The following is an 11936-nucleotide window of genomic DNA, read 5'->3' on the forward strand; positions in this document are numbered from 1 at the left end:
TATATTAGACTTTATTATCGAGAAAGCGATAGAGGGATTAACACACGCAATAAATCAGTGCCTTCCATGAGCAGCCGTAATGAAAAAAGCAACAATACCTAAGTAGTCGATCACTTTAGCCATCAAATACGACATCAGGCCAATGAGACAAAATTTCATCATGCTGATTGGCTTGTGAAAATTCCTCCCAGTGCACGCCATTAATATCTGTTTCACAAATAAAGCCAGTGGCTTTGGGATCTTCCCACCCTAAATGACGAATAGGTCTTTCTGCCTGATCTGATGTCAATCGAATCGAAAAATTCAACATTTCTGTGCGCCAAAGAGCATATTCTCTCGGAACCACCACCTCAGGTTCACAGCCTATTTTTTGACTATAAAAAAGAATAGACTCATCGATATCTTTCACTGCAAGTGCCACATGAAACCTTTTCATCACGAAGCCCCCATTAAATCATAAAACGATTATAATTCTACGCTTCTTTTTAAATAGAAAACATTATTACAAGTCATGTTCACGCAACACATCACGTTTTTAATTTAAAAAAACCATTATTAGCAACACTAATGAAACACTAAAAACATTAAACTTAAAACAACATGACAACACCAACAATTAAGACCAATCCAGCATACAGTTTTTGTAAATGCATTTGGGGAATAGCGCCGCCCAATTTAACGCCCAATCCAGCCATAATTGCACTCGGCAGCACAGTAAAACTCACCAAATAAAGATTAATAAACCCCAACTGTCCGGGGACATGCTCAAAACGAGTCCAGCCAGTAACAATAAACATCAAGGCTCCCGTTATCGAAAGAGAGACACCAAAAAAAGCGCCACAGCCAATTGCTGCTCTTAAAGGCACATCACACTTGCTCAAATAAGGCACAGTGAAAACCGGGATCCCCATTAAAAACCATAAAAGACCTTGTAAAAATGTCAAAAAATGGTGATAAGCAGACAATAATGACCACTTAGCCCTATCAGTTTCTTGTTGATATTGCCAAAACCACACACCCAATAAAATCACCACCACTGAAAAAATATGCTTTACAACACTGCTTGCCATCACATTCAGCAATGCAATTGCCACCACACTCCCGATAAATAACCCTGGCAGCATCCTCTTTATCAAATCGACACGAATATTACCTTGACGCCAATGGAGATAGACTGCTGAAATACCCAGTAGCATTGCCGTAGCACCACAACTGGCAATCGCCACTTGCATTTGAAATACGTCTATTAAAGTAAAATGGCGTAAAAGATAATAAAATCCTGGCACTAATGCGAGGCCAGAACCACCACCAAATACGCCGTATATCAGGCCTGCAACACTCCCAATCACCACACATTCACTAATAAATAATGGCCAATCGAGTAACATAGTACCCATCATTTTAATTAAACATTACATATGATTATATACCCAATCCACTTGAAAGTGCATGTTTTCAGAGCTCATAAAAAGGCTTAGTTCAAGGCGTATGAGTGAAAGAATGCTCATTGCCTTGTAAGGTCATACAACGCAGAAGTTAGCGTTTTTACAGACTCCAAAAGGGCTGGTTTAAAACACTTTTATACTGCGTTATTGAGTATCAACTTAGAACAACTAAACTATCAACTCAATGCCTTGCCTAAAAATGTTTTAATTCCAGCTGAATCCTGCATCTTCAAGTGGTTTGGGTATAGTCGCTAAACAAGACTCAGTAGCAAGTTATCAAACGGATTGTGTCCATGCATTTATTCCGCTAATTTTTCCGTAAAAACACCTTTCTTGGGGGAAATGTTCCATCCCATGGCGTTATAGACATGATAACGCAGAGCGCCTACATACTCATGTAAAGCAAAATCCATTAATGTAAACTGATATGCACTGGGCAACCAATAAGGTGACACTGTGACATAATCTCCCCGCATTGGAATGGCATCGATACCAAAATGATTGAAATATTGTTCACTACGGCGCAAATGTAATGCCGAAGTCACCAAGATCAGTTGACTATTTTTCTGATTAAAATGAACAAAATCATGATCTGACTCTAAAATACGTCGAGTAAATTCAGCATTTTGCCAAGTATTCATACTATTAGGTTCAAGGATTATCATCTTCTCTGGTACGCCCAAAGCGACTAACCAATGTTTGTAAACTTTGGCTTCAGCTTCACCAAAATGCAAAGGATCGCCGCCGCTGACTATCACCCAACAAGCCCCCTTTGTTTTATCACAACGCTTATATTGAATTGCCGTTTCAATGATGCGACCATAAGCAAAAAAAGGCGGCTCAACATCAGAGGAAGCTAGCTTAATCGTACCCGCCCCCAATAAAATAATGACATTATTCTCACGCCACTTTACATTCGGTTTCACTTGATAGTCTTGTTGTAAGTCATTTAATAAATATCTCGGGGCAATCCCACTGCCCACCAAAATAAATAACACCAATGCCAAAATGGCCAACCCAAAACGAATTTTTCGCCAACCAAGTATAGAGGCAAGTAATATCAAACACAGTAAAATGATAAGCAGCAAACTCATGAAATACCCTTAATCAATAACCCTTTATAAATAACGCTTAATAAATAATCTTTAGTCAATTCTTCATCTACCCTAGAAGAACACTCCACATAATAAGTGAAAGAGATCCGTCATAGGTATATAGCGTATACACTTCATTTGGCATGCTCAATCATCCTTTTATCGCTATTAATCCTGTCAGCCTGTGCAACGGACTTAAGCCAGATTAACACTCCCACCAATCAAGCAAGCATAATCGCATTTGAAGGCTCGAGGTTTCAGTCTCTCATTCCGCCCTCCTCTTTCCTCTTTCCTCTTTCCTCTTTCCACGTCGGCATCAACGAGCATTGAATACGTTTCATCACCAACCTAAGAACACACAAACTGCTGCAGAAACCATCACCAAAGTTCAACAGGCCCTAGTTTAATCTGCTTTACTTATTGAGTCGAAAACAAGATTAGCCTCTTCTCATCTCAGCTAAATAAGGAAAGCACAATGGGAAAACAATATCGAACACAATATCGAACAGAAAGCGCAGTAAAAACCCTTTTATTAACCAGTTTCATCTTATCAGCCCCCGCTACATTGGCTTTTGACGGTGTCATGGTCGCCAAATCCATGGGCTTAGGGTCAAACATTCAAACTTTTTGTGCGGTAGGAAAACTTGCAACGGGAGGAGGATGTTCAGGTTCAAGTCATGTGATAAAAAGCCATCCCATTTGTTCAGCCGAGACTTTAGATTGTGAGGAAAATGCCCCCGCCATTGGCTGGAGTTGCACAGTTGATAATCCTAATAATGATAATAACTATGCCTATGCTAACTGTATCGATGTGAAGTGGCAATATTGTGCAACCGAATCCTATGGCAGTTACTGCACTTTCGAGGGAACAAAAGTCATCAAATATGGTATCGACAACCGCTGGATTTATAAAACCTATACTGACTCTGTCGAATGCATCAATCAGCACTTTGGCGATCCCGCCGTTGGGCTCGTTAAAGCCTGTTATGTAGTTGAATAGTTATCAGCATTAACGAGGAGACAGTGGCCTCCTCGTTAATGCCAAAATAAAAACACGACTTTGAAATGACCTCAGTACGTCACTTGAAGGTGAGTGGAAACAAAAATATCTTAAACTCTTACGGTAACGTATTGCATCACTGTAAATTCAACAATGTTAGTTCAACAATGTTAGAGTCATGCTGTTATAAGACAAGAAACCAACACATCAGGCTACTGACTAAACACTAAGAGTGAGGCCCTCGTGCCCTGAGGACCCACCTTAGATCCTCCGCCAATAACATATATCGAGTCATTTATTGTCACAGAGCCGTGCCCGTGTCTAGCTTCAGGCATATCCCTCTCCCTTTCCCATAAATCCCGATCAGGATCATAGACCCATACTTGCTGAAACACCCTACCTGTTTTCCAATGACCATTAGACCCGAACGCCTCGCCACCTGTCACAAAGATCTTTCCATTTAATACGGTTGCAGCAAGCCCTGCTAGAGGAACTGGCAAAGGAGAAATGCTCTTCCATTTATCGATTTTTTCATCATAAACTTCCGCATATCCTAAATTTCTGGAAAGTTTTCCATATTGCCGACCACCTATAACATAAAGGTTGTCATTTAATACGGCACTGGTCGCAGAGCTTCGAGAAACACTTGCTGGAGCAGCCTCTTCCCATTTATTGTTATCAACCAACACAAAATGACGAGCTAGATCAACACTTTTTTTAGCATTCTGATCTAACGTTTTTCCACCAACAACATGGATATTGTCTTTTATTGAGGCATAAATAGATTCAGCCATTGGCATAGGTAAAGAGGGGCCATCTTCCCACTCATGACTTTTTTTAGTCAGCCTGAGTACTGTATCTTTTATTTGCCATGCATTACCTTTGACTCCGTAAAATCCACCCATTCCATATAAAAATCGATTATTAGAGACCATGCCAAGATGATGCCGTGCTTCAGGTAATACAGGGCCAAGACGCCAAGTTTGAGTGTGAGGGTTGTATATATAAATGTTAGTCGTAGGAGATAACCCATAAAATATAGAGTCTGTCTTTGGAACGAAGCCGCCGCCGACAAATATCTCACCATCAAAAACAGCTGGATAAATTTCCTGAATTGGGGTTGCCAGCTCAGCACCTGTGCGCCAAACATAATTTAATGGCATAGCGAGTACCTGAGAAATACTGAAGGAGTCTATTCCTAAAATAGAAGTCGCCCCAACAGATTGAATAAATTGTCTTCTGGTTATTCCCATCAATCCCTCTAACGTCTATTATTTAAAATCGGTTGAAACCCGCACTCAATGAACATAAATATAATGGAGTAGCTACCATCATAGATATTGGGTTATTTATCTTAATCACTTCTTTGATTATTTGCTCACTCAAATCTTTTCTAATATTTTATCCGCGGCTAAAAGCGCGATAGCCATGACTGGCGTATTAATATTCCCAGAAGGCGCTAAAGGAAACACTGAAGCATCCACAACATGTAAGTTATCTGTGCCAATCACCACAAAATTATGATCAATAACCGCAAAGGGATCATTATAAGCCCCAACCTTAGCAGTCCCCACAGGATGATGCTTTGATTCAGTATTTTCACGGACAAAATCCACTATCTCCTGCTCAGTAGCCAAAGGACTAATGTTGATCGGTGAATAGATATTCTTTTGCACTAAATCACCAAAAAATGGCAATAAATAGTCTTTTACTCCCGTCACTAACATTTCTAAATCTGCTTGTGTTGATAATACATTAGGATCAATTAACGGATAATCTTCAGGGTTGGCACTCGCCAAGCGAACTTCTCCAACACTGGTAGCCTTAAGCGGTACAACACTGCCATAACCTCCTGATATTTCAAACTGGTAAGTCGTCGCCTTTCTCTTTTCTGGTCCAAAAAAATTAAGGCTTGGCTGATTGAATAAAAAAGGTGCCTTAACATCTAGATTCTCATGTTTCCAAAAAGTAGACACTCCATAATGATCCCTAAGATTTTTACCGACCCCCTTCAATTCATTGTAAACAGGAATATCAAGTGCTTCTAATTCATCCCTAGGGCCTATTCCACTCAGTAGAAGGATCTTAGGCGACTGATAGGCACCAGCAGAAATAATCACACCTTTATTCGATGTAAAATCTGTTTGAATATTGGTTCGCGTATTCAATGCGCTGACACCCACAGCTCGTGATGGATTGTTGATATCAAAGTTAACCTTGTCCACTCGATGATACGTTAAGGACACAAGCTTGACTTTGTTTTTACTCAACAATGGACGGACAAAGGCATCGTAAGAAGTACTTCGTATTCCTCCCTGTTCCCCTTCCTGTCCAGTCCACACCGTTGGACATATTCCATTTTGCTGTCCTAGAGTACAGTCCTTCATATACTTAAAACCCAGTACCTTTTTGGCCGATTCTATATGGGAATGAGCGCCAAGCTGCTCCTTAGCATAAGTAATGGTTTTCAGTGTGCCTTTAAGTTGCTCTATATATTTAGAAATCCTATGCCATGACCAATCTTGATCGCCTATTTCACGCGCAATATGATTAAAGTCATCACGATGACCTGTGACAAAGGCAGTGGCATTAATGGAATGGGAACCCCCTAATGTTTTTCCTTGAGGAAGATGAAAGGTAACAGGGCCGGTACCATCAGCAAACACTTGATCCTCAGTCACAAAATGCCAATTTAAAAATCCATAAGAAAACTGATTGAAAGCCACATTGTAATATTGCTTCATGTCTTTAATCGCTGGCTCTGAGTCATCACCACCCGCCTCTAATAAGAGAACGCTCTCACCTTCCTTAGCCAATTTTGCTGCAACAATACTGCCTGCCGATCCCGCGCCAACAACAATATAGTCATAACCCTTTTTGTGGCTAGAATATTCAGCATGAGTAAACGTGCTACTCGTTACTGTGAAAATAAGTGTAAAAGTGAGCGTAAGCGTCAAAAAAAATTGTTTCATTCATAATCCTTTATTATTAATACCCTTAACAAGCAAAACGAATAGAGCTCATTAACTTAGTGATGTTCAATCCAACACAGTCATCAAAAAACAAATCACCATGGTGATTTTGCTTCTTGTGCCCACGGCTATTTATATTTAAATTATGCTTACGTTTTTGCTTTAGTTGAATTAGCCAAAGACGCTAAAAACAAGCTGACTAAAGAAAAAGTGTTCAATCAATTTTGGTATTATGCAATAAGCCCCATCTGTTTTTATAAACGACTCCAATATTCTGCCACTAATGTCATTCCCAACCATAAAAAGGCTGACCAAACCATAATGCTTTTCACTGGAATAAAATGAAATAACAATTGTGGATTGACTCCTAGTAGTTTGGGTTCAAGGAAAGTTTGTGGCTGAAAATCCCAACTCGTCGCCAAACGCCAATAATGTTTGGTGCTAGGATGATTACACCAGTATTGGGCATATGACGAATAGACAGATCCTATTCCCAATATACCTAAAAACTCAATAACTGCTATCAGCTCCAAACTCAGGGGGAACCATGTCGGACCGCTTAACAATAATATCATTAACACTAGCCATTTTTTTCTTGTCATTACACTTCCTTTTTGTCGAATGAAATAGTCATAATGTAAAAAACAAATATACTTCATTTCACAATCCTTGTAAGACTAACCCTTCTATAATGCGCATATGTGTTTATCATGTCAAACAAGTTACACCTTACTTATAGCAAAGCTGGCTTACCGCTAATACACTGTATTTAATCACCATTTAATCAGATGCCTGAAATACTCCACTGAAGAATTAAGAATAGTGAGAAAAAACCAATCGACTTAAATTACCGATGAAGATAATCGGATTTATTCGTTTGTTCTGTTACAGAAGTTCAAATTATCATTATTGGATAACTGATATTGTGAGTTTGTTTTTTATCTAGCGACACACTTTTATTAAGATAAAAAATTGAATAAAAATAACGTGAATATTTTCAGGAGTCATATGAAGACATTAAAATCGGTGGTAAAACCTCTAACCTTGAGCTCATTGCTACTGTCTACGACTTTTGCCAGTGCTTTTTCTGCTCAAGCCGGTGATTGGATTGTGGGTGCAGGTATGTATGATATTACTGGGCCTGCGGCAGATCGTGGCATGGTGGGCTATGGGGATCTTGATCAAACCACTCAAGGGATCGCAACACGACTCTGGTCACGTGCATTCACTATAGGATCACCACAAAGCAATGACTTTGTGGTTTTTGTCAGTGCCGATTTACAAAGTATTCCTCAAGGTGTCCATCAAGGCGTCATGGCTAAAATTGCCGCGAACCGCACTCTCTCTCCTTTTTTAAATGAAAAGAATGTCATGCTAACCGCGACCCATACTCATGTCGGGCCTGGCGGTTATGATCATACCGTAATGCTAAATTTAAGTGCATTAGGGTATGATGAAGATAATTATGAGGTTATTGTCGATGGTATCTATCAATCTATTGTTAAGGCATTTGATACTCGAGCATCGGGTAATATTGAGTTTGCTCAAGGCAAATTGACGAATGCCAGCATCAACCGTAACAAATCAATTTATGCATTTAATGAAGATAAAGATGACTATGATACTGATGTCAATGACACCATGACATTATTAAAGCTCACCAAAGATGATGGCAGTGAAATTGGTATGATTAACTGGTTTGCCGTACATAATGTGTCAAAGCAGCAAACTTATCGTTATATCAGTGGTGATAATAAGGGCATGGCCAGTCAATTATTTGAAACATCAAAAGGCAGTCAACCACCACTGAATATGGGTTTTGTTGCTGCATTTGCCAATAGTGATGAAGGGGATGTTTCGCCAAATGTGTGTGGCCCTCAAGATGGCTGTGCAGACAATGATCATGATAATGTGATGTTATCTGCAACAAAGCAATATGATATGGCGTTATCTTTATATAATAATCCTAGCAAGTCATTATCGGGTGAATTAGATTATCGTTTTCAATATGTTACCATGCATGACTATCCAGTAACTCAACAGTTTACTCATTCAGGTAAGGCTGCGCCGCTCTGCCATGCTACTGTGGGTTGGTCATTTACTGCGGGCGCGGAATGGGATGGGCCGTCCGATATGAAAGGCATTTTTGAAGGAATGACGCAAGATAATGAAGGGACGGCTTGGAATAAAAGTGGATCTTTAATAGGAAATATTCTCTCAGGTTATCCCTTGTTAGGCATGTTAGAAGTCTTCTCGGATGTTGCGGTAGGCTCAGATCGTTACGAAGCATGCCAATACCCGAAACCGACCTTTTTAAACAGTGAATTGACTAATGGTATTGACTTATATGTTGATACTTTACCTTTTCAATTGTTTAGAATTGGTGAGTTAGCCTTAGTTGGTGTGCCTTCTGAAATGACCACTATGTCAGGTCGCAGGCTACGTAACGATGTGTTATCGGCACTAGAAGCCAGTGGTGTTAAACATGTGGTGATTGCGGGCCTAGCTAATGCCTATAGTGGTTATGTCACTACCAACGAAGAGTATGATCAGCAGTATTATGAAGGTGCCCATACGTTATTTGGCCCTAATACCTTAGCCGCTTATCGTCAAATATTTACCGGACTGGCTGAGTCCATGGCTGATGAGACACAAGTCAATACAGGACAGACGCCCATCAATCGTAAAGATGACCAACTCATTAACACTATAGGTGTCGTTTATGACGATAAACGTTTCTGGGAATCATTTGGACAAGTCACCAAAGATGTGTCCTCTAGCTAAAGTCTCGGTTAAATTCCGCTCAGGTCATCCGCAAAATAACTTTAAAACCATGGAGGCCTTTTTTGAAGTACAACGTAAGGTCAATGGTAATTGGCAAACGGTATTGACTGAAAATGACGCCAGCACCTTATTTATTTGGATCCGTGACACCGATGCCGATTGCCTCGCATGCTCTGACTCAAAGCTGGAATGGCGCATTGATGAAGATATGCCCACGGGCACATACCGTATTCGTCACCGAGGCTATTGGAAAAGTGGTTGGACTGGCGCGTTAACGAGCTATTCAGGGACTTCCAGTACCTTTGAGGTGAAACAATAGCCCTATTATCACAAGGCAAGGGAGTCGTAGCTGCTCCTGTGCCTAAGATCTTGGTGGTTATTGATCCCGTTAGTCAAAACTAGCAATCAATATGAACCAATGTGCCTTATCTTTACGCTATAAAGATAAGGCATAACGTTCAAATATCTCTATTCATTAATTTGCTGTTTTAAATTTAGCCATGAAAGACCGCCATAAACTTGTTATAATTTTTGTGTTGGCACCATGTATAGTCTAAGGCGGAAAAAATGTCTGAAGAAAATAACTATCATGATTGGTTTCGAAGTACAGTTAACCATAAAGGTGTGATGGTTAAACAGTTTTCTGATGTAAGTCAATACTTTATTAGAGATGCGGTGAATGCAAGCCATACATTAATCGATATGGGGTGCGCGTACGGTATTGCAACATTACCCATATTAGAAATGCATAAGAATATCGTAGCTTGTGATTTAAGTCAGGAACACCTCGATATTTTAAAACAAGAAACACCAGAGAAATTGTTGCCCTATTTAACCTTAAAACAGGGTGACTTCCCTTATGATTTTTCTTTTGAAAAGAATTCAATTAGTGGCATTCACTGCTCTTATATTTTTAACCTTATGACAGCTGAAGCCGTGTCTTTAGCATTGACACATTGTTTTAATTGGTTAATTCCCGGAGGAAAGTTGTATATTAATGCTCCAACCCCTTATTTAAACGGCTTAAACTTTATTGATGAATTTCAGCGACGTGAAGCCAATGGGGAACCTTTTCCAGGTATCATTGACAAACAGTCAATGGCAAGCTTTATTCAGCAAGGTTTACAAGAAATGATGTCCACTGATGGTCTGCTTAATTTTTTACATGTATTTACAAAGGAGAGTTTATCTAAGGTGCTCATAGAAAAAGGGTTTTTGATTGATTTCAGTCAATATTTTGATATTAAAATACCGAGTCAACTTGACCCATTGATAGGCGGAAATGGCAAAGCATCTATTGGGATCATTGCTCGTAAACCATGAACTTTAATGATAAATCCAGCTATTATTCAAATCTTCATAGTAGAAAGCAATCATAAAGAAGCCATCATAGCATCCATTATTGATTTTGTATTTGGGTTATTTTTTGATTGTTTTCTTCTTATTGGTTTATCTATATTGTTCGCACACAGAACCCATACGAGTCACCCGCCACATATTCATTGCACGCGCAAAAAAACAACCGCTAAAAACACCAAAAACAAGACTCAAACTGATAACAAAATGGGTGCTCTCAACCAAAGAAGAATTCAATACACTAGGCGCAGCAATAATGTATTGGGTCAAAAAGACTGCCATCATCAGAATGAGTGGTAGCCAACTTCCCGGAATAAACAAACACTTCGTCCTTGGGTCGAAATAAACCCCTTTTACAGGAAAATATTCCTTTATCACGTAACTCATAACCATCAAAGCAATCAGCCAAGCGCCAATAGCAAAAAATGATAAGCCAATTTGTCAGTTCCGATGATACCACTTGTAGTGATTATGAAGTAAAGTATTTCTTCACTAACGCCAGCTGTACAAAATAACCCAATCTATGTAATGACAAGGGAATGACACTGCATTTTCAAAGTCAAAAAAGTCAAAATAAGCTTGACTCAACGTGAAGCGTTCATATATGTCTTTGTTAATCTTAATTTTGGGTGTCTCAGTTAATCTTGGTAATTGTTTTGTTATGCGCACTAGATGAATGCTCCATCAGCTGACTTAAATGCCCACACTTTGCCCATTTTGTCTGCTGCTTGCAGCATGAATAAGTAATCGTTGAAATAAAGCATATCGTAATCCGGCGTGCTACTTAGCTCAAAACGACAACTCACTTCGGAAATTTGAGCTTGGTCTGATTCTGCCAGCTGTGCGAGAGTCTTTGACTCTTCGGCTACCGAGGCCTCGCAGTTTTGAATTATTGAAAACTGAATGCCATCAAAAACCACCTTTAGTGATCCTTGTGAAATTGATACTTGAGGCGATGGCGCCTTAGAGCTTTGGTAGAAAGCTTCAATTTCATGGGCGTATTTATCTAGTGAAGGATTAATTGCTTCGCTCAATAGTATTAGTGCTTCGTACATATTTCCTTTATCGCTTAACAGCTCATTCAGCAGCAAGATAATCTTCCTGACTGCTGACGCTTTTTTAAAACAAATAAGCAAGCTAGAGTACACTGCTAACCTATTGTTGTACAGTTATTATTAACTCTCTTAAACAACAAACAACCCCTTTACTAACAAGAGACTATGGTGTCAATCGTTAATTTCAAGCTTTTGATGCTTTCCACAAAACGCCATCTCTTAACATTGAA

The 11936-nt window shown here is 39.5% G+C and carries 12 protein-coding genes; 4 read left to right on the forward strand and 8 right to left on the reverse strand.

Annotated features, from left to right (window positions below; genetic code table 11):
* Positions 1 to 115 precede the first annotated feature (115 nt).
* The 3 genes from Q0791_RS10290 to Q0791_RS10300 all read right to left on the reverse strand — a co-directional run bounded on the left by Q0791_RS10290 (position 116) and on the right by Q0791_RS10300 (position 2539).
* The gene (locus Q0791_RS10290; protein WP_299005731.1) at positions 116 to 436 is read right to left on the reverse strand and encodes a VOC family protein; all 321 of its coding nucleotides are present in this window, start codon (positions 434 to 436) and stop codon (positions 116 to 118) included.
* Positions 437 to 590: 154 nt separating this feature from the next.
* Positions 591 to 1400 carry a sulfite exporter TauE/SafE family protein gene (locus Q0791_RS10295; protein ID WP_299005734.1) on the reverse strand — a complete coding sequence of 270 codons (810 nt, stop codon included), beginning with the start codon at positions 1398 to 1400 and terminating at the stop codon, positions 591 to 593.
* A gap of 344 nt (positions 1401 to 1744) precedes the next feature.
* Positions 1745 to 2539, reverse strand: a complete 795-nt coding sequence (locus tag Q0791_RS10300) for a YdcF family protein (RefSeq protein ID WP_299005737.1) — start codon at positions 2537 to 2539, stop codon at positions 1745 to 1747.
* Between the two features lie 475 nt (positions 2540 to 3014).
* Here Q0791_RS10300 and Q0791_RS10305 point away from each other — a divergent pair, with 475 nt between their 5' ends.
* Positions 3015 to 3539, forward strand: coding sequence for a hypothetical protein (locus Q0791_RS10305; RefSeq protein WP_299005740.1), 525 nt, complete (start codon positions 3015 to 3017; stop codon positions 3537 to 3539).
* A gap of 212 nt (positions 3540 to 3751) precedes the next feature.
* On the opposite strand, the gene Q0791_RS10310 is transcribed toward Q0791_RS10305, so the two are convergent.
* From Q0791_RS10310 to Q0791_RS10320, 3 genes are all read right to left on the reverse strand, one after another.
* Positions 3752 to 4792 (reverse strand): kelch repeat-containing protein, encoded by a 1041-nt coding sequence (locus Q0791_RS10310; RefSeq protein ID WP_299005743.1) that lies wholly within the window; start codon positions 4790 to 4792, stop codon positions 3752 to 3754.
* Between the two features lie 129 nt (positions 4793 to 4921).
* On the reverse strand, positions 4922 to 6511 hold the full coding sequence (locus Q0791_RS10315; RefSeq protein ID WP_299005745.1) for a GMC family oxidoreductase N-terminal domain-containing protein: 1590 nt from the start codon (positions 6509 to 6511) through the stop codon (positions 4922 to 4924).
* 254 nt (positions 6512 to 6765) lie between these two features.
* Entirely contained in the window at positions 6766 to 7113 is a 348-nt protein-coding gene (locus tag Q0791_RS10320) for a hypothetical protein (protein WP_299005748.1), read from the reverse strand.
* Positions 7114 to 7519: 406 nt separating this feature from the next.
* Here Q0791_RS10320 and Q0791_RS10325 point away from each other — a divergent pair, with 406 nt between their 5' ends.
* The 3 genes from Q0791_RS10325 to Q0791_RS10335 all read left to right on the forward strand — a co-directional run bounded on the left by Q0791_RS10325 (position 7520) and on the right by Q0791_RS10335 (position 10618).
* Entirely contained in the window at positions 7520 to 9295 is a 1776-nt protein-coding gene (locus tag Q0791_RS10325) for a neutral/alkaline non-lysosomal ceramidase N-terminal domain-containing protein (RefSeq protein ID WP_299005751.1), read from the forward strand.
* Positions 9279 to 9614, forward strand: a complete 336-nt coding sequence (locus Q0791_RS10330) for a neutral/alkaline non-lysosomal ceramidase C-terminal domain-containing protein (protein ID WP_299005754.1) — start codon at positions 9279 to 9281, stop codon at positions 9612 to 9614. Before Q0791_RS10325 ends, Q0791_RS10330 begins: the two co-directional genes overlap by 17 nt.
* 248 nt (positions 9615 to 9862) lie before the next feature.
* Positions 9863 to 10618 (forward strand): class I SAM-dependent methyltransferase, encoded by a 756-nt coding sequence (locus Q0791_RS10335; RefSeq protein WP_299005757.1) that lies wholly within the window; start codon positions 9863 to 9865, stop codon positions 10616 to 10618.
* A 126-nt stretch (positions 10619 to 10744) separates the two neighbouring features.
* Here the strand turns inward: Q0791_RS10335 and Q0791_RS10340 are convergent, their stop codons facing one another.
* Together Q0791_RS10340 and Q0791_RS10345 are read right to left on the reverse strand one after the other, a co-directional pair.
* Complete coding sequence (locus tag Q0791_RS10340) at positions 10745 to 11089, reverse strand: DUF6622 family protein (RefSeq protein WP_366942488.1); 345 nt, start codon at positions 11087 to 11089, stop codon at positions 10745 to 10747.
* 230 nt (positions 11090 to 11319) lie between these two features.
* Positions 11320 to 11742: a hypothetical protein gene (locus Q0791_RS10345; protein WP_299005765.1), complete on the reverse strand. Its 423-nt coding sequence runs from the start codon at positions 11740 to 11742 to the stop codon at positions 11320 to 11322.
* Positions 11743 to 11936 lie beyond the last annotated feature (194 nt).

It is taken from the genome of uncultured Shewanella sp. (assembly GCF_947495455.1).
Classification (GTDB): domain Bacteria; phylum Pseudomonadota; class Gammaproteobacteria; order Enterobacterales; family Shewanellaceae; genus Shewanella.